19 protein-coding genes are annotated in these 25,543 nt (G+C 59.6%); 12 read left to right on the top strand and 7 right to left on the bottom strand.

Annotated elements, in window-relative coordinates; all coding sequences use genetic code 11:
- Positions 1 to 40: 40 nt before the first annotated feature.
- The 3 genes from WBK23_RS12055 to WBK23_RS12045 are packed head-to-tail and all read right to left on the bottom strand — an operon-like array spanning position 41 to position 5,879.
- Positions 41 to 3,163 (bottom strand): efflux RND transporter permease subunit, encoded by a 3,123-nt coding sequence (locus tag WBK23_RS12055; protein ID WP_424484191.1) that lies wholly within the window; start codon positions 3,161 to 3,163, stop codon positions 41 to 43.
- Positions 3,160 to 4,620 carry an efflux RND transporter periplasmic adaptor subunit gene (locus WBK23_RS12050; RefSeq protein WP_424484190.1) on the bottom strand — a complete coding sequence of 487 codons (1,461 nt, stop codon included), beginning with the start codon at positions 4,618 to 4,620 and terminating at the stop codon, positions 3,160 to 3,162. Before WBK23_RS12050 ends, WBK23_RS12055 begins: the two co-directional genes overlap by 4 nt.
- Complete coding sequence (locus WBK23_RS12045; protein ID WP_424484540.1) at positions 4,617 to 5,879, bottom strand: TolC family protein; 1,263 nt, start codon at positions 5,877 to 5,879, stop codon at positions 4,617 to 4,619. Before WBK23_RS12045 ends, WBK23_RS12050 begins: the two co-directional genes overlap by 4 nt.
- A 664-nt stretch (positions 5,880 to 6,543) precedes the next feature.
- Between WBK23_RS12045 and WBK23_RS12040 the strand changes: the two genes are divergently transcribed.
- Both WBK23_RS12040 and WBK23_RS12035 read left to right on the top strand, forming a co-directional pair.
- On the top strand, positions 6,544 to 7,272 hold the full coding sequence (locus WBK23_RS12040; protein WP_424484189.1) for a helix-turn-helix domain-containing protein: 729 nt from the start codon (positions 6,544 to 6,546) through the stop codon (positions 7,270 to 7,272).
- A gap of 73 nt (positions 7,273 to 7,345) precedes the next feature.
- Entirely contained in the window at positions 7,346 to 8,251 is a 906-nt protein-coding gene (locus WBK23_RS12035; protein WP_424484188.1) for a sterol desaturase family protein, read from the top strand.
- A gap of 342 nt (positions 8,252 to 8,593) precedes the next feature.
- Here the strand turns inward: WBK23_RS12035 and WBK23_RS12030 are convergent, their stop codons facing one another.
- On the bottom strand, positions 8,594 to 9,421 hold the full coding sequence (locus WBK23_RS12030) for an integrase (RefSeq protein ID WP_424484187.1): 828 nt from the start codon (positions 9,419 to 9,421) through the stop codon (positions 8,594 to 8,596).
- Between the two features lie 892 nt (positions 9,422 to 10,313).
- Here WBK23_RS12030 and WBK23_RS12025 point away from each other — a divergent pair.
- Positions 10,314 to 10,766, top strand: coding sequence for a hypothetical protein (locus WBK23_RS12025; RefSeq protein ID WP_424484186.1), 453 nt, complete (start codon positions 10,314 to 10,316; stop codon positions 10,764 to 10,766).
- A 131-nt stretch (positions 10,767 to 10,897) separates the two neighbouring features.
- Here the strand turns inward: WBK23_RS12025 and WBK23_RS12020 are convergent, their stop codons facing one another.
- Positions 10,898 to 11,923 carry a zinc-dependent alcohol dehydrogenase family protein gene (locus WBK23_RS12020; protein ID WP_424484185.1) on the bottom strand — a complete coding sequence of 342 codons (1,026 nt, stop codon included), beginning with the start codon at positions 11,921 to 11,923 and terminating at the stop codon, positions 10,898 to 10,900.
- A gap of 207 nt (positions 11,924 to 12,130) precedes the next feature.
- Here WBK23_RS12020 and WBK23_RS12015 point away from each other — a divergent pair, with 207 nt between their 5' ends.
- The 6 genes from WBK23_RS12015 (at position 12,131) to WBK23_RS11990 (ending at position 21,168) form a co-directional block, all read left to right on the top strand.
- The gene (locus WBK23_RS12015; protein WP_424484184.1) at positions 12,131 to 13,048 is read left to right on the top strand and encodes a LysR family transcriptional regulator; all 918 of its coding nucleotides are present in this window, start codon (positions 12,131 to 12,133) and stop codon (positions 13,046 to 13,048) included.
- A gap of 159 nt (positions 13,049 to 13,207) precedes the next feature.
- Positions 13,208 to 14,449 (top strand): multidrug efflux RND transporter periplasmic adaptor subunit MexE, encoded by a 1,242-nt coding sequence (gene mexE, locus WBK23_RS12010; RefSeq protein WP_424484183.1) that lies wholly within the window; start codon positions 13,208 to 13,210, stop codon positions 14,447 to 14,449.
- 26 nt (positions 14,450 to 14,475) lie between these two features.
- Positions 14,476 to 17,655 carry an efflux RND transporter permease subunit gene (locus tag WBK23_RS12005; protein WP_424484182.1) on the top strand — a complete coding sequence of 1,060 codons (3,180 nt, stop codon included), beginning with the start codon at positions 14,476 to 14,478 and terminating at the stop codon, positions 17,653 to 17,655.
- On the top strand, positions 17,652 to 19,040 hold the full coding sequence (locus WBK23_RS12000; RefSeq protein ID WP_424484181.1) for an efflux transporter outer membrane subunit: 1,389 nt from the start codon (positions 17,652 to 17,654) through the stop codon (positions 19,038 to 19,040). The genes WBK23_RS12005 and WBK23_RS12000 overlap by 4 nt, the downstream gene beginning before the upstream one ends.
- A 228-nt stretch (positions 19,041 to 19,268) precedes the next feature.
- Positions 19,269 to 20,066, top strand: coding sequence for an SDR family NAD(P)-dependent oxidoreductase (locus WBK23_RS11995; RefSeq protein ID WP_424484180.1), 798 nt, complete (start codon positions 19,269 to 19,271; stop codon positions 20,064 to 20,066).
- Between the two features lie 49 nt (positions 20,067 to 20,115).
- A complete protein-coding gene (locus WBK23_RS11990; protein WP_424484179.1) occupies positions 20,116 to 21,168 on the top strand; it encodes a hypothetical protein in 1,053 nt (350 codons plus the stop codon).
- 42 nt (positions 21,169 to 21,210) lie between these two features.
- Here the strand turns inward: WBK23_RS11990 and WBK23_RS11985 are convergent, their stop codons facing one another.
- Positions 21,211 to 21,762: an ATP-dependent zinc protease gene (locus WBK23_RS11985; RefSeq protein WP_424484178.1), complete on the bottom strand. Its 552-nt coding sequence runs from the start codon at positions 21,760 to 21,762 to the stop codon at positions 21,211 to 21,213.
- A gap of 155 nt (positions 21,763 to 21,917) precedes the next feature.
- A complete protein-coding gene (gene katG / locus WBK23_RS11980) occupies positions 21,918 to 24,128 on the bottom strand; it encodes a catalase/peroxidase HPI (protein ID WP_424484177.1) in 2,211 nt (736 codons plus the stop codon).
- 254 nt (positions 24,129 to 24,382) lie between these two features.
- On the opposite strand from katG, the gene WBK23_RS11975 reads away from it, so the two are divergent.
- The 3 genes from WBK23_RS11975 (at position 24,383) to WBK23_RS11965 (ending at position 25,518) form a co-directional block, all read left to right on the top strand.
- Entirely contained in the window at positions 24,383 to 24,574 is a 192-nt protein-coding gene (locus tag WBK23_RS11975) for a hypothetical protein (protein WP_424484176.1), read from the top strand.
- A 25-nt stretch (positions 24,575 to 24,599) separates the two neighbouring features.
- Positions 24,600 to 24,998 (top strand): hypothetical protein, encoded by a 399-nt coding sequence (locus tag WBK23_RS11970; RefSeq protein ID WP_424484175.1) that lies wholly within the window; start codon positions 24,600 to 24,602, stop codon positions 24,996 to 24,998.
- 115 nt (positions 24,999 to 25,113) lie between these two features.
- The gene (locus WBK23_RS11965) at positions 25,114 to 25,518 is read left to right on the top strand and encodes a hypothetical protein (RefSeq protein WP_424484174.1); all 405 of its coding nucleotides are present in this window, start codon (positions 25,114 to 25,116) and stop codon (positions 25,516 to 25,518) included.
- Positions 25,519 to 25,543 lie beyond the last annotated feature (25 nt).

Raw genomic sequence — 25,543 nt, 5'->3', positions numbered from 1 at the left:
CCAGTTGACCCGAATAATCTTCACGCCTGTTGGTTTGAGATCAACGTCCTTTGCACCGTATCAACCAGTAGGCAGCCGGCAACACCAGCATCGACAGCAACGGTGCGGTAATCATCCCGCCGACCATCGGTGCGGCGATTCGCTTCATTACTTCAGATCCCGCTCCGTCGCCCCAAAGGATCGGCAATAGACCGGCAATGATCACTGCGACCGTCATCACCTTCGGTCGCACGCGCAACACCGCCCCCTCTCGAATGGACTCAAGCAAAGCAGGACTATCTGTACGGCCCGCTTCAACTCGGGAATGCCAGGCGTTCTGCAGGTAGATCAGCATGATCACCCCGAACTCTGCAGACACACCAGCCAGCGCAATAAAGCCTACGCCAGTGGCCACCGAGAGGTTGAAACCCAGCCAGTAGAGCAGCCAGACGCCGCCGGTCAGGGCGAACGGTAAGGTGGCCATGATCAGCAAGGCCTCGCTCAAACGGTTGAAGGTTAGATAGAGCAGCACGAAGATAATCAGCAGTGTCGCCGGAACCACCCAGGTCAGGCGCGCATTGGCGCGCTCCAGGAACTCGAACTGACCTGAGTAGGAGACGGTCATGCCGGCGTCCAGCTGGACGCGGTCGGCGACGCGCTGCTGCAGCTCACGCACAGTCGAAGCCAGATCGCGTCCGCGGACATCGACATAGACCCAGCCCGAGAGACGGCCGTTCTCGCTGCGCAACATCGTTGGGCCTTCTGTCAGGCTGATCTGGGCAACGGTTCCTAACGTGATTTGCTGGCCCGCTGCGCTCAGAATTGGTAGCCGCCGCAAGGCCTCCGGGCTGTCACGCCACTCCCTGGGATAGCGCAGGCTGATCGGGAAGCGGGCCAGCCCCTCGACCGTTTCACCGATATTACTGCCGCCTATAGCGCCCGATACCACCGCCTGCACGTCGGCGATGCTCAGACCATAGCGCGCTGCGGCCAGGCGATTGATCTGGATATCCACATAACGCCCGCCGGTCAGCCGCTCTGCCAGCGCTGAACTCACGCCAGCTACCTCCTTGGCCACTGCCTCAATGTCACGCGTTATGCGCTCAATCTCGGCCAGTGCGGTTCCGGCCACCTTGACCCCGATGGGACTCTTGATCCCCGTGGCCAGCATGTCGATGCGGTTACGGATCGGCGGAACCCAGATGTTGGACAGTCCCGGGACTTTCACCGCCTGGTCCAATGCCTCGATGAGCTTCTCTGGTGTCATTCCCGGGCGCCACTGATCGCGCGGCTTGAACTGTACCGTGGTCTCGAACATCTCCAGCGGCGCTGGGTCGGTGGCCGTTTCTGCTCGACCGGCTTTGCCGAACACCCGCGCCACTTCCGGCACGGTAAGGATCATCCGGTTGGTCTGCTGCAGCAACTGACTGGCCTTGCTTGCCGGCAGGCCGGGCAGGGCAGATGGCATGTACAGCAGATCGCCCTCATCCATGGGTGGCAGGAACTCACCGCCTAGCTGGCTAAGTGGCCAGACGCTAGAGAGAAAAACCACCAATGCCAGCGTCAGCGTTGTTTTCGGCCAAGCCAGCACCGCTTCCAACACCGGCCGGTAGGCATTGATCAGCCAGCGATTTAGCGGGTTTTGCTGTTCGTTGGGGATATGCCCACGAATCCAGTAGCCCATCAGCACTGGCACCAGGGTGACCGACAGTCCGGCGGCGGCCGCCATGGCATAGGTCTTGGTAAAGGCCAGTGGGCCAAATAACCGGCCCTCCTGAGCCTCCAGAGTGAAAACGGGGAGGAAGGACAGGGTGATGATCAGCAGGCTGAAGAACAGCGCGGGCCCGACTTCGGCTGCGGCTTCGCCGATCACTCGCCAGTGCGCCTCGCCATGGAGGTGCTCATCAGGATTCCGGGCCTTCCAGGCCTCGATGTGCTTGTGCGCGTTCTCGATCATCACCACGGCTGCGTCGACCATGGCACCGATAGCGATGGCGATCCCGCCGAGCGACATGATGTTGGCATTGACGCCCTGGTAGCGCATGACAATGAAGGCCATAAGGATGCCCAGGGGCAGGGTGATGATCGCGACCAGCGACGAGCGCAGGTGCCAGAGGAAGATCAGGCAAACCAGGGCAACCACCGCGAACTCTTCCAGCAGCTTATAGCTGAGGTTGTCGATGGCGCGGTCGATCAGTTGCGAACGGTCATAGGTGGTGACCACCTCGACGCCGGCCGGCAGGCTGCCCTTCAGGCTGTCCAGCCTGGTCTTCACCGCGGCGATGGTATCGCGGGCATTTTTGCCGGAGCGAAGGATGACTACGCCGCCTACCACTTCACCCTGACCATCCAACTCGGCAATGCCACGCCGCATCTCTGGTCCCAGTTGAATGGTGGCCACCTGACCCAGAAGCACCGGAATTCCGCCTGCCGAAGCCCGAAGCGGCACATTGCGGAAATCCTCCAAGCTTTCTAGATAGCCTGAAGCCCGCACCATGTACTCGCGCTCTGCCAGCTCCAGGATGGCGCCGCCGGTTTCCTGATTGGCGCTCTTCAGCGCCGCTTCGACCTCCTGCTGAGTTACCCCATAAGCCACTAGCTTCTGCGGATCGAGCAGCACTTGGTATTGCTTGACCATGCCGCCGAGGGTGGCCACTTCGGCTACGTTGGGCAGGCTCTTGAGTTCGTACTTAAGGAACCAGTCCTGCAGTGCCCGCAGCTGGGCAAGATCATGCTGGCCGCTGCGGTCGACCAAGGCGTACTGGTAGATCCAGCCCACGCCGGTGGCATCCGGCCCAAGGGTGGTGGTAACACCCTCGGGCAGGCGTTCCTGCGCCTGGTTGAGGTACTCCAGCACCCGCGAGCGCGCCCAGTAGAGGTCGATATCGTCCTCGAACAGCACATAAACGAAGGAGTCGCCGAAGAACGAGTAGCCGCGCACTGTCTTCGCCCCCGGCACCGAGAGCATGGTGGTGGCCAGCGGGTAGGTCACCTGGTTCTCGACAATCTGCGGTGCCTGGCCGGGGAAGCTGGTGCGGATGATGACCTGGGTGTCGGACAGATCCGGCAGTGCATCCAACGGCGTGTTGCGCAGTGACCAGATGCCCAGGGCGGTGATGAACAGGGTCGCCAGCAGCACCAGAAAGCGATTGCCGATAGACCAGTGGATCAGACGCGCGATCATGGCTGATCTCCTTGATTGACCAGCCGCTCGACCTGCAGGCCAGAGTCCGTCTGGCGGACGCCGATACGCACGTGATCCCCGGGCTTAAGCCCAGCCGCTACTTCGGGGCTGGCCAGTGGAAATGCCATGGTCATACCGGGCATGTTCAGGCTCTCGAAGGGCCCGTGCTCCAGGGTGACTTCCTCAGCGTCCAGAGCACGAATCACACCATGAGACTCATGCAGCCCATTCGCGCTGTTCTGTTCCGCGTTGCTGGCCATGACGCCCTGAAGGCTGGCTTCCGAATCGATGAGGAACTGGCCAGAGGTGACGACGGCCTGACTTTCCTCTAGGCCAGACAACACTTCCAGGCGCCCATCGGCTTCACGGCCCAGGATGATTTCCTGGGGGCGGTAGCGCCCGTCACCGTTGGTCAGCATGACCAGCGCACGTTTGCCCGTACGGATCACCGCCTCACTCGGCACCAGAAGTACGGGCGGCTCGACATCGCTGTCCAAGCGCACGGCCGCGAACATGCCGGGGCGCAGCTTGCCTGCGGTGTTGGACAGTTCGCTGCGCACGGTGATCGTACGCGTCTGCGGGTCGGCACTCGGTAATAAAGCGATGATACGGCCTTGTAGCGGTTGCCCGGGGAAGGCTGTCAGGGTGGCCCGGATGTCGCTCCCAACCTGAACCGCTCCAGCCATCGCTTCGGGTATTGCCGCATCGAGCCAGACCGTGGACAGCCCGTTGATACGCGCCAGATCCTGCCCGGCTTCGACGGTCATCCCAGCGCGTACCTCCAAGGTTTGGAGCTCGCCGCTGATAGGTGTGGTGAGGGTTTGCACCGCCTGCGGTTTTCCGCTGTGTCGAACTTGTTCGATCAGTGCGCGCGGCATGCCCAGCAGGCGCAGTCGTTCCTGGCCTGCAGCGATCAGGCGGGCATCACCGGTGCGCAGTACCGCCAGGAACTCAAGCTGGGCTGCAGACCACTCGGGAATCAGGAGGTCGACGAGAGGCGTGCCGGCGGGCAGCACATCGCCCGGGGCACGTCCGTAGACGCGTTCGACGAATCCGCCAGCGCGGGCCTGAAGGTTCGCCACCTCGCGCTGGTTGTAGGCCAGAGAACCGACAGCCTCGATGCCGGAGGGAAGTACACCGCGAACCACCTTTGAGGTTCGCATCCCAAGGCTTTGCACGGCTTGAGCAGGCACGCTCAGAGCAGACGATTCCTGTGCAGCCCCTGCGTACTTGGGGACAAGCTCCATATCCATGAAGGGTGATTTGCCCGGTTTATCGAAGCGCTGCCCCGGTTGCATGGGGTCGTACCAGTAGAGCACTTTGCGCTCATTCGTCGGTGCGCTGCTTGGCATGACGTCATGTCCAGGCTGCCTCTGGGCCAGCCAGTAGCCACTTCCTGCCGCCGCAATGCCAACGGCCAGCATAGCGACCGCAAAACCAAATGCAGAAATCTTCATTTCAGTCCCTCCACATAGGCGTAATACAGGCTTGCGGAGAGTTGGCTCAGCTTGCGCTGCTGTTCGAGCTGCCGTAGCTGCGCCTCGATCAGATCGCGCTGGACGGTGATAACGGATGTCAGCTGGCTGTTGCCGGCCTGGTAGGCGGCCAGTTCAAGATCGGCACGTTTGCTTGCCAGTGGAATCATGGTGCTTTCGGTGCGCGCCAGGGTTCTACGTAATTGCTCAAGCTCAGCCAGGCCGCTTTCCAGCTCGGCCTGATGGGCGCGCAGCAGCACTTCCTGCTCGGCTTCCATCTGCGACACGCTCTGCTGCTTGGAGCTGATCTTGGGCCCCTGGCGGGTGCCAACGAACATCGGCAGGTCGAAAGTGAACTGCACCATCACCATGTCGCCGAACTGGTTGTCGCGGTTGTTGTAGGCAAGCTCAACACCCCAGTCAGGCGTCTTCTCGGCGATCGCCTCGTCCAGCTCAGCGCTGGCCTCGCCAACCCGGGCCGATGCTGCCCGTAAGTCGGGATGCTGAGCCAAACGGTGCTGCAAATGCGGAGCTTCGAGGCTCAGGCTGGGCACGTTTCCCGTCAGAGGCTGATCGGCCTCATTGCCGATCCAGCGGCGCAGCTTGGCTCGGGCGATCGCCACATCGCGGTTGAGTTCATCTCGTCGATCCTGTAATGCCAGTGCTTCCTGATCGGCCTGTAACAGCTCGCCAGGTTGGGCGCTGCCGCCGGCAATCAGCGATTGCACAGTCGAGCGGAGCATGTCGATATGCCGCTCCAATTGATCGAAGAGGCCGACACTACGTTCGGCGTAGTACACATCCAGCCAACTCAATGCCGTCTGGCGCTTGATCTCCAGTTGCATTGCTCGCTGTTCGGCCTCGGCCCGAACAACGGAGGCCTCGGCCAACTGGCGTCGAGCCTGGCGTTTGTCGCTATTGGGGACCTCCTGCATGAGCCCAATGCGGCGCATGGTCATGAAGTCCCTATTGAGGGTGTAACGATCCGGCCCTTCGATAGGCAGGTTGTCGACACCGAGGATCAGCTTGGGGTCGGGTAGGGCATCCGCGGGCTCTACAGCCTGCTGTGCCGATGCGACCTGCGCTTGTCGCGCGAGGTTCTCAGGTGCGGTTTGTTCTGCAAGTGATTGCGCGCGCTCAAACGTCAGGGGTTGAGCCTGAACGGCAACAAAAGGGACTGCCCAGAATGCGACAGCCAGCACGCCCATACAGCCACGGCGTGTGAAAAGGAAAGCTGACATGCTTTCGCCTCCAATGCGATTGATCGAAGTCGCTACCGCGCAGTGCACGGTAGCGACGGCGCACCTGCTAAGCAGGCGCGATGGATCAGTGCATTAGGCGAAGCGAGGAGGGCGCCAAAGCTCTGCGGGCTCACGCTTGATCACCGACTGGTTCAGTAGCGACTCGGGGCGTGAAGGGCGAGGGGAGATAGTCTTAATCACGGCTGCCTGAAGAAGACCTCCAGTCTTGCAGTCCTGGCCGGACTTACAGGGGGATTTTCCGGCCAGCCCATCGGATTTATCCATATGCTCGCAGCACGGAGCATCAGCCATTGCATGATCTAGGTGATCACTGTTCTGCATCGGACAAGGTTGTGCCGGCATGCTGAAAGCCATACCGCCGAAGCTCGGCAGTACTAGGCTAACAATCATTACCAGAACCAATCCAATTCGACGCACAACGATTCACCAAGCAAGGCGATAGTGCGACGATAGCAGATTGCTCCAAGGCATGAGTGCTCCTTTCGACCACTGCAGCACTTCGTTGATCTCGATCAAACTAGAGGATCTGCAAGGCTCCCTCTGTGGACAGGCAGTCCTGTTCGCTACGAAGCATCGAGTCGTGGTTTCAATGAAAGAGCGACAGGCAGAAGAGCAGGGCGCAAAAAAGCCGAGGAAGTATTAGGTGATTGCAACGCAGGGTGTCCGCTGGCACGGCAAGGCCTGGGTCTCTCCAGGGTTTGGAGTATTTTCGGGGCAGGCAGGCCATCATGATTGGCACTGTCACATGGCTCACCAGATCACTATCGGAATAACCAATGACTTGACCGTGATAACCCCCGGTAGCAGCGTCACAGCCCGAGCTATCTGTATCCAGGCAGGCGTAACTCACCGAATCGAAGCGGTGGAGGTCATTTCGATTTACCTTGACGCCTTGTCTGAGGAAGCACAGGTGTTCAATGCCGCAACCAACATTTTGCCTATAGATGTACAAAGCATTTCGTCTCTGCAAAGACTGTTGGCAACTCCTGATATCTCAGCCCAACAGATGCGGGAAGCGGTACGCCAATTTCTTAATCTCACCGATCTACCGACAATCGATACACGGCTACAGCTTGTCCTTAAAGCGTTGAGCAAACCCGCTAATGGCAGGCAAGAGTTAGCCGATCTGATCCACCTTTCGCCGACTCGCTTTTCACATTGGTTTGTTGAACAGACCGGTCTGCCACTGCGTAGTTACCGGAAGTGGCTTCGTCTGGTCACTGCGCTGCAACAGATTACGGAAGGCCAAAGTTTGACCGTGGCGGCCCACGCTGCAGGATTCTCGGATGCCGCGCACTTTTCTAGGACCTTTCGCAGCCTGTTTGGCCTCGATCCGTCTTCGGCCTTGAAGCAAGTCAGTCTTAGCAGTTGAGAGCAGCTTTTTCGTTCAAGCCAGCACCGCTGAAGCAGCTTAACGTTATGGTCATCAAGGGGAGGACTGTACGATGACCAATTGCCTCAAGTTCGTGATTCGCTGGTTCAGCTATCCAGTTATTTTTGGCGGTACGGCGGGTTGGATGATCTGGCTGCTTTACAAAGGCTTGCCATATTGGCCCAGCACAGCCCTCATTGCCGTAGTCGGAATTATTCCGGTCGCTATCTTGGAACGCCTGCAGCCATTCCGGAAGAGCTGGCTTGCCGACCACCAAGACACGCTGACCGACCTGCTTCACATGATCGTGAATCTGTCTGTCATCCAGTTCACCGCCGCGATCCTGGCTCGGCTGGGCGATTGGGTGCCTGACGCTGTGCGTACCTTCCCAACGGATCTGCCACTGTGGTGCCAGTTGCTCATCGTAGCCATGGTTTTGGATCTCAGTCTCTACGCCATGCACCGGCTCAGCCATTACGTGCCATGGCTATGGCACCTACATGAACCACACCACAGCGCAGAGCGACTCTACTGGATGAATGGCGAGCGCCGACATCCCCTACACGCAGCGATCATGGCCGGTCCCGGACTCTTGGTGCTTTTCGCGATGGGAACACCATCAGCCCTTGTCGCAACTTGGTTTGGCATCCTGACTGTGCATCTCGCTTTCCAGCATTCCAACCTGGACTACTCGTTAGGCTGGCTACGCAATGTGATCGGCGTCGCGGAGACACACCGCTGGCACCACAAGCGTGATTTCGAAGATGCTCAGGTTAATTTTGGTGAGTTCTTACTTCTGTGGGATCACTTGTTTGGCACCTTCTATGACGGAGCAGACAAGCTCGGCGATGCACAAGTAGGGCTGCAAGAGGGGGACTACCCAACGGGGTATCGGGCCCAGTTGGCTGCTCCGTTTAGACGGATTGCTCAAGCTCGTAGGATTCGCAGCACCCACTCGGCTCGGCGTGGAGCCCGATAACCTGAGTCGCAGCGGGAGCAGCCTTGCACCGCTCTAGATCTAAGGTTCTATAGGTCTTTATAGTCGATTATAGAGTGATTATAGAGTGATTATAGAGTCCTAAGGCTGGCTGCGGGATGATGGCAAGGTCCATGGTGACATGATGGAGGTAGAGCCTTCGGGGCATACGCTAGGTTGGCTACGCAATGTATTGGCGTCCCAAAGACCTATCGTCTCTGAGGGGAGGCGCAAAGCCAACGAAATTTTTGAGTAAGCCTTGCCACGCCCTCCAAAACAACGTCTAGCACCGGCCACATAAAAAATTATGGCAAGCAGAGTAACAACTGCTGGCGTGATAATGATTTATGGGTCAACGTAATATCTGCCATACGTATAAGTAAGGCTCCCACTGCGAAGATTATGTTGCAACTCAGAAGGCGACTGGGTTAGAGCGGCAATCTTCGCGCCACTATCTTTTAAAAAGCGCATATTGGAAGAAAGCAATATATTCCAATCTGCGCAACTTCCTTCTCTCTCGTTGATATCGGAATGTACCTGTTTTAGCGCATCATTTACTACTTCGCGGATATGGCGCTCACATAGCCCCAGGCGTCCACGATTGCTATGCAACATGGGCTCGTCCTCATTGCGTCCTGGCAGTGGCAGCAACCCTCGGCTGATCCGGTAGCGCTTCAGATAAGGCAAAAAGTGCGAAGGAACTGCGAGCTTGTGAGGTGAGGAGCCTGGCCGATCAATAATAAACCACCAATTATCTTCCTCCATGACGAAGCAGTTCATGGTCGGGCAGTAGCCATCAGTTGACGCTAAATCAGTTCCATGCAGGCACATATATACAGTGGCAGCCACGATAAAGAGGGGGCGTTCCAGAGCGGGGTCGACTACTGCGAGACGCTCTAAAACGTCAATTACCTTAGATATTTGCTCTGAAGTTAAAAACTGCCGACTAGGTTGGTGTCGCTTATCTGCGCGCCCATTCTTCGATCTGCTCATGACCACGGGATTAACTGCTGCCGCATCGTTTGCGTGAAGGAAATTGAAGAAAGAACTGCTGATGCTTTGCACCTGACGCAGTGCGCCTGTGAACGGCTTATAGTTATCTGATCCTGCCTGACCACTGGCATCGAATGGGCGCCAAGAGTCATTTTGAACTCGACCCGAATCGGTGTTCAAAAAACGAACCAGCCGGCCGGCTCCAATCCAACTCTCGGGTGGCTGCTCACAAAACGAACAAAATCGACCGAAATCACTTCTATTCAAGGTTAAGACTGATTTGCCTTCAAATATCCAACTCCAAAGCAACAAGCGCTCTACAATTGCGCGATAGGAATTGTATGTGCCGGAGACACGTGTGTGGTGACTTAAAAATTGCCGCCCCCATAAGACATCGTTTTCTACGCCTATTGAAGGCGAGAAACTACGGAGGTACGCCAAGACACAAGGATAACTAGCGGAATACTGCTCAACGCTAAGGCCTATGGCGTCGGGACCGCAAAATATCGGGCGCGGCGCTAAATCTGTAGCTAAGGACATAGGCGACTCCAGCGACATTGTCGAGCAGTGGCTAGTGAGCTACATGTAAGTAAGCGAGTTGAGATTTGTCTACTTTTTGCTTTTTTTAGTCAGGCATAAATTGGGCACCAGTCTCTTTTTTAGACTGTGAATTTCACCCACGGAGGGGAGTGAAATGGCTGAGCGTCTGTAGGACTCTGATTATCAAAGATTCTTTTTGATCAGGATTTTTCTCTTTTTTTGTCAGGAGGCTCACACCGCTGATCGATAGCGGTGTTCATAAATGTAATTTAACATAATATACATTATGCGAATCATATAGCCAGAAAGGCACCAGAAAGGCCGCAGGCTTTGCGTTATGCGCAATCTGGTATCACGCAGCGTATTTCTCTGAAAGCCTCGCATAAGCGCTTATTGGAAGCCGTAGACGATCAGCGCAGCGATGAAAACGGTGTTGGTGCAGACTCTCGCGCTGCTTGTCGCGCTTGACGGCGTTCCTCGCGGTATGGTCAAACTATAAAAGGAAGGAAAAAACCAAAGGGAGATAAGCAGGATGGGAAAGGTGATCGGGTACGGAGTAGAGAGCGGCTTCGAGGGTGGTTTCCTTGTGGACGCATCCCCGAGCCATTGGGTGTACTGCCTGGAAGCTGCAATCCGATATGAGACCCCAACCCAGGCATGGGCTGCTGCAAACCGCAGGCGGCACGCGCTTGCGGCTGCCATAGAGATCATTCAGAAAGAAGACGGCAGCCTGGCATGGGAGCCGTTACCACTCCCCAGCAAGGCAAAGAGTGGTAGCTGGGTTATCAGCGTGCAACTGAAGCCAGAGGCTAGGACCATGTACGTTGTGAACGGCGGAAAGCGTGTCAAGCTGTCCAGCGAGAGGATCGACGCCAAGGGCTACAAACTGCAATCAGCAGCCGAGAAACTGGCTCTTGATCTGACAAACAAAGGCATGGTCGCGAAGGCTGAACAAATAACAGCAGAGGTGGTGCCGATACGCTAAACCATGGCCTCCATGGCAAAGTGGTGAGGTACAGCGCCCTCACCCGTTCGGTGCGGAGGCGCTGGTTCGCGAATCAATAGCGTGACGGCTTGGAGTCCTTTGTCCCGTCATTCACATAGCGAAAGTTATGTTCAATCGCTTGCAGTCAGATCCAAAAGCACTCGACCGCGGCTTGGGCAGGTTTCCATGTAGCGATGCGCTGCAACCACTTGGTCGAAGGCATAGACCTTGTCGATCAGCGGCAACAGCAGACCGTAGGCAGTCAATTGGTTGATCCCTTGCAGCGCTTTGGTAAGGGCGACTTCATCCTGCGGAATGTTCAGTTCTTCCTTGCCGGTGAAGTTGCCGATGCAATGCACGAAGAACTGGATGTTCTTTTGAAACGCTGCACAGGCTGGGAATGGCGTTTCATTGCCACCTTGCAGTCCGTACAGGATCAAGCGACCGCGTGGCGCGATGGCATCGCCCAGCAGACACATCTGCGGGCCGCCGAGCGCATCCATCACCACATTGACGCCGCGGCCATCGGTTAGCTTGCTGACGCGGCTGACCAAGTCCTGCTCTTCGGTAAGGATGATGTGATCTGCGCCCAGCTTGCGTAGGAAGTCACTGTCTTCGTCGCTATCAGTCGCTGCAATGATGGTGGCGCCCAGCGCTTTGCCCATCTGCACGATGTAAGGCCCCCAGCAACGACTTGCTGCGGTCACCAGTACTGTTTCACCCGGCTGCAGGCGCGCTAGCTCGACGAACCCGAACCAGCCAACCATTGAGGGCAAATAGTGCACGCTGGCCTGCTGCGGAGTCAGTTGATCCGGGTAGCGGGTCAAGGAGCTGCGTGGCAATACCGCGTGTTCGGCGTAACCGGGGTAACGATTGGCGTTGTGCCCAGGGAAACTGGCAACCCGATCACCAATCGCCAGGTCTGTGACCCCTGCCCCGACTGCCAGCACCGTGCCGGCCAATTCATGGCCTAGGCCCGCAGGCAATTGAGCCGGGGTATTGGCCAGGTTCTGCCGCCAGAGTACGTCATACCAACTGACGCCCACGGCCTCGACATCGATCAGCACCTCACCAGCAGCAGGTGCTGGGCTCGAGTGCTCTTCGATCTTGAGGACATCGGCCTCGCCGAACTGATGAAAACGGATGATGCGGGACATAACTAACCTCGTCGGTTGACCGCTTATGGCCACGGACTTTATCGGGGCTTTGCTGGCAATGCCACCGCTCGGGGGTGATATTCACCATGCCTGTCGATGATGATAAGCCAGCCGCCGATCATTTTCAGTGGTGTATTGCCTGGCAATGGCATTCGGCATTAGCCTGAGTCGCGCGCAAAACTGCCGCCACTCCAGAATGGACACCGGATGAACCGTAACGATCTTCGCCGCGTCGATCTCAACCTGCTGATCGTCTTTGAAACGCTGATGCATGAACGCAGCGTGACCCGTGCGGCGGAAAAGCTGTTTCTCGGGCAGCCGGCCATCAGCGCCGCCCTCGCCCGTTTGCGCAGCCTGTTTGATGACGCCTTGTTCGTGCGCACCGGCCGCAGCATGGAGCCCACCGCCCGGGCGATGGAGATCGCCACCCTGCTCTCGCCGGCGCTGGATTCGATTTCTACGGCGGTCAGCCGCGCAGCCGACTTCGACCCGGCCACCAGCACCACCGTGTTTCGTATCGGCCTGTCGGATGATGTCGAGTTCGGCCTGTTGCCGCCGCTGATCAAACGCCTGCGCGCCGAAGCACCGGGTGTGGTGTTGGTGGTGCGCCGCACCAATTACCTGCTGATGCCGTCGCTGTTGGCGTCTGGCGAGATTTCCGTGGGCGTCAGCTACACCGATGAATTGCCGGCCAATGCCAAGCGCAAGACCCTGCGCCGCTCCAAACCCAAGCTGCTGCGCGCCGATACGGTGCCTGGCCCACTTAGCCTCGACGACTATTGCGAGCGCCCACATGCCCTGGTGTCCTTTGCTGGTGATCTGGGCGGCTTCGTTGACGAGGAGCTGGCCAAGCTCGGCCGCAAGCGCCGTGTGGTATTGGCGGTGCCACAGTTCAACGGTCTGGGCACCCTCCTCTCGGGCACCAATCTGGTGGCCATGGTGCCGGACTACACCGCAGCGGCCCTGACCGCCGCTGGCGGCCTGCGCGCCGAAGATCCGCCCATGCCGACTCAGCCGTTCGAGCTGTCCATGGCCTGGCGCGGTGCCCAGGACAACGACCCCGCCGAGCGTTGGCTGCGTTCGCGTATCCAGATGTTCTGCGGCGACCCTGACAGCCTGCTCTAGCGCTCTAACTCAGCACTCTGTGCTCACATAGCTGTTTGTCGATACAAGCCTACCAATCATCATTCTCACTGATACTCATCTTCGGGTCTTTCGATTCGTCGCTGGGAGCTTCTCGCCACACACTCCGCCCATTCACAAATCCGACTGGCGGAGTCATACATGGAACAGTCAAACAATCTCACTTGGCGCTTTCCCTTGGCCCTTGCGGCCATTCTGGTGCTCAGCGCATGCGGCAAGGCCGCGGAAACCAGCCAGCAGATGCCGGCCGCCAAGGTCAGCGTCGCCGAAGTCATTCAGCAACCGATCAATGAATGGGACGAGTTCACCGGGCGTCTGCAAGCGCCTGAGTCGGTAGAGGTCCGCCCTCGTGTCTCTGGTTATATCGACCGGGTGGCCTTCGATGAAGGCAGCCTGGTGAAAAAAGGCGAGCTGCTGTTCCAGATCGATCCGCGTCCGTTCGAGGCCGAGGTCAAGCGGCTGCAAGCCCAGCTGCAACAAGCGCGCGCCAGCCAGACCCGCACCGTCAATGAAGCCCAGCGTGGCGAACGCCTGCGCAAGAGCAACGCGATTTCCGCCGAACTGGCCGATGCCCGTGCCAGTGCCGCCGCCGAGGCGCAAGCCGCGGTCGCCGGCATCCAGGCCGAATTGGATAACGCCAAGCTCAACCTCAGTTTTACCCGCGTTACCGCGCCCATCGACGGGCGTGTCAGCCGCGCCGAGATCACCGAGGGCAACCTGGTTAACGCCGGGCAGAGCAAGCTCACCTCGTTGGTCAGCACCGACAAGGTCTACGCCTACTTCGACGCCGACGAACGTGTGTTCCTCAAGTACGTCGAGCTGGCGCGCAAGGCCGGCGTAGAGACCCGCGATGCCAGCCCGGTGTACCTGGGGCTGTCCAGCGAAGACGGTAACCCGCACCTCGGTCAATTGGATTTCCTCGACAACCAGGTCAACCCGCAGACCGGCACCATCCGTGGTCGCGCCGTATTCGACAACCGTGATGGCCAGTTCACCCCCGGCCTGTATGCGCGGCTGAAACTGGTGGGCAGCGGCACTTACGATGCCACCCTGATTCAGGACGCCGCGGTCGGCACGGACCTGGGCAAGAAGTTCGTGCTGGTGCTCGACAAGGACAACGCTGTGCAGTACCGCGCCGTTGAATTGGGGCCGAAGCTGGAAGGCCTGCGCATTGTGCGCAGCGGCCTGGCCAAGGGCGAGCAGATCGTGGTCAACGGCCTGCAGCGCGCCTTCCCGGGTTCGACCGTTGATCCACAGGCCGTGCCGATGGCTGATGCACAGACCCTCGCCGCCCTGGCCAGTCAGCGCCAAGCCGTGGACGCCCGTAGCACCCCGCGCGTGGCCGAGAAAGCCTCCCAGTCCGTCACTGCGCCGCGCGGCTAACACGCGGTTAAATAGGTAGAAAGACGATGAATTTCTCGCAATTCTTTATCCAGCGGCCAATCTTCGCCGCCGTGCTGTCGCTGCTGATCCTGATCAGCGGGGCCATCTCGCTGTTCCAGTTGCCGATCAGCGAATACCCGGAAGTGGTGCCGCCTACCGTGGTGGTGCGCGCCACCTTCCCCGGTGCCAACCCCAAGGTGATCGGCGAAACCGTTGCCTCACCGCTGGAACAGGCGATTACCGGTGTGGAAGGCATGCTTTATATGTCGTCCCAGGGTACTGCCGACGGCAAGATGACCCTGACCATCACCTTTGCTCTGGGCACCGATCTGGACAACGCCCAGGTACAGGTGCAGAACCGCGTGACCCGCACCATGCCGACTCTGCCTACGGAAGTGCAGCGTCTCGGTGTGACGGTCGACAAGGCCTCGCCCGACCTGACCATGGTCGTGCACCTGACCTCGCCAGACGACCGTTACGACATGCTGTATCTGTCCAACTACGCCGCGCTGAATATCAAGGACGAGTTGGCGCGCCTGGATGGCATCGGTGATGTGCAGCTGTTTGGTCTGGGCAACTACTCGTTGCGGGTGTGGCTCGATCCGAACAAGGTCGCCTCGCGTAATCTGACTGCTGCGGACGTGGTCAACGCCATCCGCGAGCAGAACCGCCAGGTTGCTGCCGGTTCGCTCGGTGCGCCGCCGTCGGATGCGGGCAACAGCTTTCAACTGTCGATCAACACCCAGGGCCGTCTGGTCACTGAGGAAGAGTTCGAGAACATCATTATCCGCGCCGGTGAAAACGGCGAAATCACTCGTCTGAAGGACATCGCACGGATCGAGTTGGGTTCCAGTCAGTACGCTCTACGCTCGCTGCTCAACAACAAACCCGCAGTCGCGATCCCGGTATTCCAGCGCCCCGGCTCCAACGCCATCGAGATTTCCGATGCGGTACGCGCACGCATGGCCGAGTTGAAGCAGAGCTTCCCGCAGGGCGTTGACTACGAAATTGTCTATGACCCAACCATCTTCGTGCGCGGCTCCATCGAGGCGGTGGTACACACCCTGCTCGAAGCCATCATCCTGGTGGTGCTGGTGGTGATTCTGTTCCTGCAAACCTGGCGCGCCTCGATCATCCCGCTGGCCGCCGTGCCGGTGTCGTTGATCGGCACCTTCGCCGTGATGCACATGTTCGGCTTCTCGCTCAACGCGCTGTCGCTGTTCGGCCTGGTGCTGGCCATCGGCATCGTGGTCGACGACGCCATCGTGGTGGTGGAGAACGTCGAACGCAATATCGGCCTGGGCAAGTCGCCGGTGGAAGCCACCAAACAGGCGATGAAGGAAGTGACCGGTCCCATCGTCGCCACGGCCCTGGTGCTCTGCGCGGTGTTTATCCCCACGGCCTTTATTTCCGGGCTGAGCGGACAGTTCTATCAGCAGTTCGCGCTGACCATCGCCATCTCCACGGTGATCTCGGCAATCAACTCGCTGACCCTGTCCCCTGCCCTGGCCGCCGTACTGCTGAAAAGCCACGATGCGCCAAAAGACCGTTTTTCCAAGGTGCTCGACAAGCTGTTCGGCGGCTGGTTGTTCAAGCCGTTCAACCGGGCGTTTGATCGTGCCAGCCATGGCTATGTCGGCACCGTGAAGCGCGTGCTGCGCGGCAGCGGCATCGCCCTGTTCGTCTATGCCGGGCTGATGGGCCTGACCTACCTGGGTTTTGCCACTACCCCGACGGGTTTCGTACCGGCGCAGGACAAGCAGTACCTGGTGGCATTCGCCCAACTGCCGGATGCGGCGACCCTGGATCGCACCGAAGATGTGATGAAGCAGATGTCGGAGATCGCCGGTAAACACCCAGGCGTGGCCAACACCATCGCCTTCCCAGGTCTGTCGATCAACGGCTTCACCAATAGCCCGAACAGCGGCATCGTCTTCGTCGCCTTGAAAGACTTCGACCAGCGCACAAACGAAAGCATGTCCGCCGGAGCCATTGCCGCCGAGCTTAACGGCCAGTTCGCGGGTATTCAGGAAGCCTACCTGGCGATCTTCCCGCCACCTCCGGTACAAGGCTTGGGCACCATCGGCGGCTTCCGCCTGCAGGTGCAGGACCGTGGCAACCTGGGTTACGACGAGCTGTACGTGCAAACCCAGAACGTTATCGCCAAGGCCCGCCAACTGCCAGAGCTGGACCCGATGTCGGTGTTCACCAGCTACCAGGTCAACGTGCCGCAGATCGATGCTGCCATCGACCGCGAGAAGGCCAAGACCCACGGCGTGGCGATCAGCGACATCTTCGACACCATGCAGATCTACCTGGGCTCGCTGTACGCCAACGACTTCAACCGCTTTGGCCGTACCTATCAGGTCAACGTGCAGGCTGAGCAGCAGTTCCGCCTGGAACCGGAGCAGATCGGCCAGCTCAAGGTGCGCAACAACCGTGGCGAAATGGTGCCGCTGTCGGCCTTCCTCAAGGTCAGCGCCAGCTCAGGTCCGGATCGGGTGATGCACTACAACGGCTTCCTTACCGCCGAGATCAACGGCGCGGCAGCACCCGGCTACAGCTCCGGCCAGGCCGAGGTGGCGATCGCCAAGCTGCTCAAGGAAGAGCTGCCCAACGGCATGAGCTTCGAGTGGACCGACCTGACCTACCAGCAGATCCTCGCCGGTAACAGCGCGATCTTCGTCTTCCCGCTCTGCGTGCTGCTGGCCTTCCTGGTGCTGGCTGCTCAGTACGAAAGCTGGAGCCTGCCGCTGGCGGTGATCCTGATCGTGCCGATGACCCTGCTGTCGGCCATCACCGGGGTGATCCTGGCCGGTGGCGACAACAACATCTTCACCCAGATCGGATTGATCGTACTGGTGGGATTGGCCTGTAAGAACGCCATCCTGATCGTCGAATTCGCCAAAGAGAAACAGGAAGAAGGCATGGACCGTGTCAGTGCGGTGCTGGAAGCCTGCCGCCTGCGTCTGCGGCCGATTCTGATGACCAGCTTCGCCTTTATCATGGGTGTGGTGCCGCTGGTGCTGTCCTCCGGTGCCGGCGCGGAAATGCGCCATGCCATGGGCGTCGCGGTATTCAGCGGCATGCTCGGAGTGACCTTCTTCGGCCTGCTGCTGACCCCGGTGTTCTACGTGTTGATTCGCGCCTTCGTGGAGAACCGCGAAGCGAAAAAAGCCGCCCGTTTGCAGGAGGTGCAGGTATGAAACTGTTGATGCCCGCCCTGCTCGCCCTGGCAGTCAGTGCCTGCGCCGTCGGCCCCGATTACCAGGCGCCGGCCACTGAACCGGCCAAGCTGAGTAGCCTGGAAGCCGTAGACTATGACCGCACGCGTTTCGAGGCGGTCTGGTGGCAGCAGTTCGATGATCCGACCCTGAACCAGCTGGTGCAGCAGTCGCTCAAGGAAAACCGCGAGCTACGTGTGGCCTTCGCCCGTCTGCGCGCCGCCCGTTCGATTCGCGATGACGTGGCCAACGACCAGATGCCCACCATCACCAGCCGCGCCAGTGGCGAGTTTGGCAAGGCGCAACAACCGCCGACCAGCGAGGAGCGCATCCGTCAGGAACGCTACGACCTGGGTCTGGATATGGCCTGGGAGCTCGACCTGTTCGGGCGCATCCAGCGCCAACTGGAAGCCAGCGACGCGCAGATCGAGGTAGCCGAGGCAGAGTTGTATCAACTGCAGATCAGCCTGATCGCCGAACTGGTGGACGCCTACGGCGATATGCGCGGCGCCCAGCTCAGGGAGCGGATTGCTCGCGACAACCTGCAGAACCAGCAGAAGTCGCGCGGCCTGACCGAGCAACTGCGCGATGCCGGCGTCGGTAATCAACTCGATGTCTTGCGCGCCGATGCTCGCTTGGCCGCCACCGAGGCCAGCTTGCCGCAACTACAGGCTGAGCAAGCGCGAGCGCGCAACCGCATCGCCACCTTGCTCGGCCAGCGCCCGGAACAGCTGACGGTCGATCTGTCGGCCAAACCGCTGCCAGTCATTGCCAAGGCCCTGCCGATTGGCGATCCGGCCGAACTGCTGCGCCGACGCCCGGATATCCGCGCAGCTGAACGCACGCTGGCGGCCTCCACCGCCAATATCGGCGTGGCCACTGCTGATCTGTTTCCACGGGTCAGCCTGTCCGGTTTCCTCGGTTTTACCGCCGGACGGGGTTCGCAGCTTGGCTCGTCTGCGGCCCGCGCCTGGGGTGTAGCGCCGACCATCAGCTGGGCGGCGTTTGACCTGGGCAGCGTACGCGCTCGTCTGCGCGGTGCCGAAGCCGAAGCCGATGGTGCCCTGGCCAGCTATGAGCAGCAGGTGCTGCTGGCCCTGGAGGAATCGGAAAACGCCTTTAGCGACTACGGCAAACGCCAGCAGCGCCTGGTCTCCCTGGTACGCCAATCCGAGGCCAGCCGCGCCGCGGCCGAACAAGCCGCCGTGCGTTACCGCGAAGGTGAAGTGGACTTCCTCGTACTGCTGGATGCCGAACGCGAACGCCTAAGCGCCGAAGACGCCCAGGCTCAGGCCGAGGTCGAGCTGTACCGCGGCATCGTCGCCATCTACAAGGCGCTGGGTGGCGGCTGGCAACCCAACGCCTAATCAACGTCTCTCCCCTGGTTGGCTAGCCAACCCCTTCCCGCCCCACGGCAGTTGCTCCTTGCCGTGGGGCTTTTTTATTTGGCGGGTTTAAACAGAGTCTGTAGTAACGGGCATGCACGGCTCTAGCTCGCGAAGCCTGGCGCAAAATGTCAAGTTCTATGGCAGGTACTGTCAAGTTGCACTAGGTTCTTTTTGCCACCATGGCAGCACTTCAAAGGAGCCTGCCAGATGAACCTACTGATTACCGGAGCCGCCAGCGGAATTGCTGCCTGCATCGCTGAACTCGCCGTGAAGCAAGGGCATAGGGTGATTGCGGCCGATCTGGATGAGGCAGCGTTGCAATCGCGCTGGCAGCACACAAGCGCAGTGGTTTGCATAAAGCTGGATGTCCGCAGCCAGGATTCATGGCTGCAGCTGCTGGCTCAGCTGGATGAGCAGGATTGTCCGGTGGATGTGTTGATCAACGTGGCGGGCGTATTGCGCAGCGGCAGAGCCGGCGAACTGCAACTGGGCGATATCGAGCTGATGCTGGACGTCAATGTCAAAGGCGTGATTCTCGGCACCAATGCCGTGGCCGCCAGCATGATTGCCAGGGGCTATGCTGGCCACATCATCAACATCGGCTCCCTGGCATCGCTCTATCCCACACCTGGTACGTCGATCTACGCCACCAGCAAATATGCCGTGCGCGGCTTCAGTATCGCCGCCGCTGGTGATCTCAAACCCTACGGCATCGCCGTCAGTCTGGTCGGCCCTGGGCCGGTGAAAACCGCCATGTTGGAACAGCAACGGGGTGACGAAAAGGCCGCGCTGACCTTTTCCGGCGCGCGCGCACTTGAGCCCGAGGAAGTGGCACAAGCCGTCCTCGGGCCGGTCATGCGTACACGCCCTCTGGAACGCTTTATTCCCTGGCATGAGGGCGTTATGGGCAAGCTGTGCAGCATCGCTCCAGGGTTGTTTCTACGCATCGCCAAAGGTGCGGCGGAGCGTGGCAAGAAGCATTTCAACGCAGACAGCTATCGCTAGTAGCAACTTTCGCGAGTAGCAGCGCATCCTGATTCGAGAGGAGATGGCAGTGACACAATTCAAGGCAATAACCGATTTTGATGGTTCGCGGAACGCTCACGGCCAGCAGGCCCGGGTTGAAGACACCCGTGCGGCCGCGCTGGATTTTCGTAAGCACATGCTGGCCGGCCCCAAGGCTCGCTATTTCCGCTCATTCGATCTGATTCGCGTGCCTTACCCGTCGCGCTTCGGGCTGCGCAATGCCTTCTCCCGGGAGTACTGGGTGGAGTATCTGCATATCCAGAACCGACTTTTCGTCGTGCAGTTCGATACCGTCGATGGTGTAAAAACCATGCTCGTCTCGCCGTCCGACCATGAGCGCGGTGGCGAAACACCGTTCTTCCGCCGGCTGCAGGACAAGACTCCAGACTTCATCACCAAGCGCATGCTGATTCGGCAAAACACCGTGCCTGAGATCATCGCCGGGCTGGGGCTGAAGCCGGAGGATATCGACTACATCACCTATGACCACCTGCACACCCAGGATGTACGACGCTGGCTGGGTACGGCCGAACAACCGGCGCTGTTCCCCAACGCCAAGCTACTGGTGCATTGGCAAGAATGGGCCTCCAGCCACGACTTGAACCCCTACCAGGCGGATTGGTATTGCCCTAACGGCGTGATGGGAATCGCCGAGGACAAGATCATCAAGTTTGATGGTTCCATCATGCTCGGCGATGGTGTCGCGCTGGTGCATACGCCGGGTCACACCGAAGGCAATCACTCGATTGTCGTGCACACCGATGAAGGGCTCTGGGTGACCAGCGAAAACGGCGTGAGCGTGGACGCCTATGCGCCCCATCTGTCCACCGCCAGTGGCGTGGCTGAATATGCCAAAACGCTGGGCACGGAGGTCATCATCAATGGCAACACCCTGGAAAACTCCGTGGATCAGTACATTTCCATGGTTCAGGAAAAGACCATTGCCGGCCCATCGGCCCGGGACCCGCGCTTCCCTAACGTATTCCCATCATCGGAAATGACCCCGTTCTGGGCCTTCCCAGGAGCAAAACCTGCGTTCTATGTCGGCGAAGCGCATCACGGCACCCTGCATCGCCCCTGACCCAGGCTTGGGGTGCCGAAGTTACAGCTGGGAGTCCTGCTCTCAGCTGGCCTGCGTACAACTCGGCTGCCCGGCCGAATAGCGCACGCCGGGGCTGACGGCGGCGTTGAATTCTTTCAGCGCCGATGAGCCGATCAGCAGCGGAAATTCGAAGGCGCTGCGGTCAGTCAGGTTGACCTCGATATTCTTCAGTTCATCGCCCACACAGATATCCATCTCAACCACCGGGCGCTCGGTGTACAGCTGCTTGTCGCCGGGCTGGCGGTCATCGGCGCGGCGTTTGATATAGCTCATGCGCGCCAGCGGTTTCTCAATCACCGGGGCCTGTTTGGCATTGTCCAGGCCCACCTGGAAGCGCACCCACTCGCCACCGTCACGCTTGAACATTTCAATATTCTTGGCGCTGAGTGAGGCGGTTTCGGCACCGGTATCGAGTTTGGCGGGCAGCTCCAGGGCCAGTTCATGCAGCGAAACCTGTTCGTGCAAGCCGTAGATCTGCGGCTGGCTGGCCATCGCGCTGGTGGCGAACAGTGCGGCGCAGAGTGCGAATGCGACCGGAGCCTGTTTAAGCGGTACGAAGGCAAGGGTTGGCATAGGAGACTCCAGAGGCGTTTAGAAAGTTGGGCTAGGTTAACGGCGCTGGCTGAATTCAAACTTAATCAAGCACTTATAAAAAACTTCGCCCCGCCATGAATGACCATGGCGGGGCGAAGTGGTTTCATCTGAGGTGTGTTAGGCCTCTATGTGGATCACTTGAGATCAAAGCGATCCAGGTTCATCACCTTGGTCCAGGCGGCGACGAAGTCCTTAACGAACTTCGCTTGTGCGTCGCTGGTGGCGTAGACCTCGGCCAGGGCACGCAGCTGGGAGTTGGAGCCGAACACCAGGTCAACCTGGGTGCCGGTCCACTTCAGATCGCCGGTTTTGCGGTCGCGGCCTTCCAGCACACCTTCAGTGGCAGACTTCTGCCATTTGCTGCCCATGTCGAGCAGATTGACGAAGAAGTCAGTGCTCAGAGTTTCCGGGCGCTTGGTGAAGACACCATGCTGGGCTTTACCGGCATTGGCATTCAACGCGCGCAGACCACCGATCAGCACGGTCATCTCCGGCGAGGTCAGTTCCAGCAGTTGCGCCTTGTCAATCAATAGCTCGGCTGCAACGCCTTCATAGCCCTTGCGAGCGTAGTTGCGGAAGCCGTCAGCCTTGGGTTCCAGCACCGCGAAGGATTCGACATCAGTCTGCTCCTGCGTGGCGTCGGTACGACCCGGGGCGAACGGCACGACGACATCCACACCGCCCTTCTTCGCCGCGGCTTCCACCGCTGCGCTACCGGCGAGGACGATCAGATCGGCCAGGGAGACTTTCTTGCCACCGGCGGCCGAGGCGTTGAAGTCCTTCTGGATGGCTTCCAGCGCAGCCAGTACCTTGGCCAGTTCGGCCGGCTGGTTAACTTCCCAGTCCTTTTGCGGAGCCAGGCGAATACGCGCGCCGTTGGCACCACCACGCTTGTCGCTGCCACGGAAGGTGGACGCCGAAGCCCAGGCGGTATTGACCAATTGGCCAATCGACAGACCGGAGGCCAGCACCTTGGCCTTGAGGCCGGCGATGTCCTGCGCATCGACCAGGGCATGGTTGACGGCCGGAACCGGGTCTTGCCAGATCAGCACCTCCGCAGGCACCAGCGGACCAAGGTAACGGGCACGCGGCCCCATGTCACGGTGAGTCAGCTTGAACCAGGCGCGGGCGAAAGCATCGGCGAACGCCTGCGGGTTCTGGTGGAAGCGACGCGAGATTTTCTCGTAAGCCGGGTCCATGCGCAGCGACATGTCGGCGGTGGTCATCATCGGCGGGTGCTTCTTCGCCGGGTCATGCGCGTCGGGAATCATGTGCTCGGGTTTGACGTTCTTGGCCACCCATTGCTTGGCACCTGCTGGACTCTTGGTCAGCTCCCACTCGTAACCGAACAGCATGTCGAAATAGCCGTTGTCCCAGGTCGTTGGGTTGGGCTTCCAGGCACCTTCGATACCGCTGGTGGTGGTGTGTACGCCCTTGCCGCTGCCGAGCTTGTTGATCCAGCCCAGGCCCTGGTCTTCGATGCCTGCTGCTTCCGGCTCGGGGCCAACCAGGGTTGGATCACCCGCGCCATGGGCCTTGCCGAAGGTGTGACCGCCGGCCACCAGGGCCACGGTTTCTTCATCATTCATGGCCATGCGAGCGAAGGTTTCGCGCACATCGCGGCCCGATGCCAGTGGGTCGGGGTTACCGTCCGGGCCTTCCGGGTTGACGTAGATCAGGCCCATCTGCACGGCAGCCAGCGGGTTTTCCAGGTTGCGGTCACCGGAGTAGCGGCTGTTGGGCTTGTCGCTGGTGGCCAACCATTCGGTTTCCGAGCCCCAGTAGGTGTCTTCTTCCGGCTCCCAGATATCCGGGCGGCCGCCGCCAAAGCCGAAGGTCTTGAAGCCCATGGATTCCAGAGCAACGTTGCCGGCCAACACGAACAGGTCGGCCCAGGACAGCTTGCGCCCGTACTTCTGTTTGATCGGCCAGAGCAGGCGGCGTGCCTTGTCGAGGTTGCCGTTGTCCGGCCAGCTGTTAAGTGGTGCGAAGCGCTGGTTGCCGGTGCCCGCACCGCCACGGCCATCGTGAATGCGGTACGTCCCGGCGACGTGCCAGGCCATCCGGATCATCAGGCCGCCGTAGTGGCCCCAATCGGCTGGCCACCAGTCCTGGGAGTCGGTCATCAGCGCGGTGAGGTCCTTGACCACGGCTTGCAGATCGAGGCTCTTGAATTCATCGGCGTAGTTGAAGCCCGCGCCCATGGGGTCGGACTTGGAGGAATGTTGATGGAGCATCTTCAGGTTGAGCTGGTTCGGCCACCAGTCTGCGTTCTTCGGTGCGCCGCCAGCCACGCTGTTGGTTCCGGCGGCACCCGAGAACGGGCATTTCGCATCATTTGACATGTCTCTCTCCTGTTGTTTTTCACCTAACGGGTCAACTCAGCGTGGTAGCTGGACTGCGATCGGGCCAATAGGATTTGGGTATGACCGTAATAGTAGTCAGGGTATATGACCCAATGACTATAGAGTCATGCCTGAGAAACATCCTGAACGGATGCTGAGAAAATCGGCTGAATGTGCTGATAAAGTGGCGGTTAGCAGCACACTGCTGCGCCGAGAAGCACGGCCCAACTTCACTGACAAAGAGCGCACACACCGTGGATGAATCCAGCCTACCGACACCCGCCAGCGACGCCGAAGTGCTGGCCTATATGCAGCGGCAACTGCGTTCCGGCCGAGTAAAACCGGGCGTATTGGTAAGCCTGACGCAGAAGGAGTTCGCCGAGGTCAGCCATGAGCGCATCGTGCAGTGCTTCAATCAACTGGATTCATCCCTACTCAAACGCTGAGCCTGAACAGGACAAGGAGCGCAGGATGGCCGCCAACAAACCCGAGGAAATTCTGCACACCTACCTGCATGTGCAGGATGGCGGGAAAATCGAGCAGATTGCTGTTACCGAGCAGTTCTGGAGTGATCTGGTCGGCGGCAGCAAGCCTGAGCTGGACCAGGGCCGACTGATGTCCGCCTTCAGCTTTTCGCAAGACTGGCCCAGTTGGGAACGCCACCCGGCAAGTGAGGAGTTGGTCATGCTGCTGGCAGGAGCCACCGTGCTACTGCTTGAGGAGACGACTGGCGAGCGTGCGCTGCTGCTCGATACGGTCGGCAGCTACGTGCTGGTACCTCAAGGCGTGTGGCATACGGCCAGAACCACGCAGCCCACCACCCTGCTGTTTCTGACGCCTGGTGCCGGTACCGAACACCGCCCGGTTTGAGCGCACGTTAGACGCTCTATGCGGCTATCGCTTTCAAGCCAGGTCGTATTCAGCTTTTGCCGAAGTGACGGCTCGCCGTTATCCTCGCCTGCTCTGCACAACAAGGAGCGTTTCCATGCTCGGCAAACTGCTGGTCACCGTCGGTATCTTGTTCTACGCCATTGTTGTGCCGATTTTCGAGCTGAATGACTCGCACGCGTTCAACCCAGGCTGGGAGCCGCACGCACGCCTGCACGAGGTCTGGCAGCTGGCAACCAATTGCGCCATCGGCGCGTTTTCGTTGTGGCTGGTGTGGTTCCGGGGCAATCTGCGCCTGAGTAGCCTGATGACCTTCTTCGTCACCGGTGGCTTTCTGCTGGCCTATGCGCTGCGTGGCAGTTACGGCGGCTCGATGGTGTTGTCCGATGGCTCGGAGAAAATGATTCTGGGGCTCAACCTGGGCTTGTTTGCCTATTCACTGGCGATCATCCTGGCGCTGCTCGCCCTGTACCTGGACAAAACCCGCACAGCTGCAACTTAAGCCTGCGCTGCACGTCTTAAACGTC

It is taken from the genome of Pseudomonas sp. (genome assembly GCF_049653025.1).
Taxonomy (GTDB): domain Bacteria; phylum Pseudomonadota; class Gammaproteobacteria; order Pseudomonadales; family Pseudomonadaceae; genus Aquipseudomonas.
The sequence above is the reverse complement of the archived record's forward strand: the minus strand, read 5'-3'. Positions and strand labels throughout refer to the sequence as shown.

Excerpts from the sequence above, each read along its gene's own strand:
- WBK23_RS11985 (WP_424484178.1), bottom strand. The coding sequence starts at position 21,762 with ATGCCAACCCTTGCCTTCGTACCGCTTAAACAGGCTCCGGTCGCATTC.
- WBK23_RS12005 (WP_424484182.1), top strand. The coding sequence starts at position 14,476 with ATGAATTTCTCGCAATTCTTTATCCAGCGGCCAATCTTCGCCGCCGTG.
- WBK23_RS12015 (WP_424484184.1), top strand. The coding sequence starts at position 12,131 with ATGAACCGTAACGATCTTCGCCGCGTCGATCTCAACCTGCTGATCGTC.
- WBK23_RS12000 (WP_424484181.1), top strand. The coding sequence starts at position 17,652 with ATGAAACTGTTGATGCCCGCCCTGCTCGCCCTGGCAGTCAGTGCCTGC.
- WBK23_RS12020 (WP_424484185.1), bottom strand. The coding sequence starts at position 11,923 with ATGTCCCGCATCATCCGTTTTCATCAGTTCGGCGAGGCCGATGTCCTC.
- katG (WP_424484177.1), bottom strand. The coding sequence starts at position 24,128 with ATGTCAAATGATGCGAAATGCCCGTTCTCGGGTGCCGCCGGAACCAAC.
- WBK23_RS12055 (WP_424484191.1), bottom strand. The coding sequence starts at position 3,163 with ATGATCGCGCGTCTGATCCACTGGTCTATCGGCAATCGCTTTCTGGTG.
- WBK23_RS12050 (WP_424484190.1), bottom strand. The coding sequence starts at position 4,620 with ATGAAGATTTCTGCATTTGGTTTTGCGGTCGCTATGCTGGCCGTTGGC.
- WBK23_RS11965 (WP_424484174.1), top strand. The coding sequence starts at position 25,114 with ATGCTCGGCAAACTGCTGGTCACCGTCGGTATCTTGTTCTACGCCATT.
- WBK23_RS11995 (WP_424484180.1), top strand. The coding sequence starts at position 19,269 with ATGAACCTACTGATTACCGGAGCCGCCAGCGGAATTGCTGCCTGCATC.
- WBK23_RS12025 (WP_424484186.1), top strand. The coding sequence starts at position 10,314 with ATGGGAAAGGTGATCGGGTACGGAGTAGAGAGCGGCTTCGAGGGTGGT.
- WBK23_RS12035 (WP_424484188.1), top strand. The coding sequence starts at position 7,346 with ATGACCAATTGCCTCAAGTTCGTGATTCGCTGGTTCAGCTATCCAGTT.
- WBK23_RS11970 (WP_424484175.1), top strand. The coding sequence starts at position 24,600 with ATGGCCGCCAACAAACCCGAGGAAATTCTGCACACCTACCTGCATGTG.
- WBK23_RS12045 (WP_424484540.1), bottom strand. The coding sequence starts at position 5,879 with ATGTCAGCTTTCCTTTTCACACGCCGTGGCTGTATGGGCGTGCTGGCT.
- mexE (WP_424484183.1), top strand. The coding sequence starts at position 13,208 with ATGGAACAGTCAAACAATCTCACTTGGCGCTTTCCCTTGGCCCTTGCG.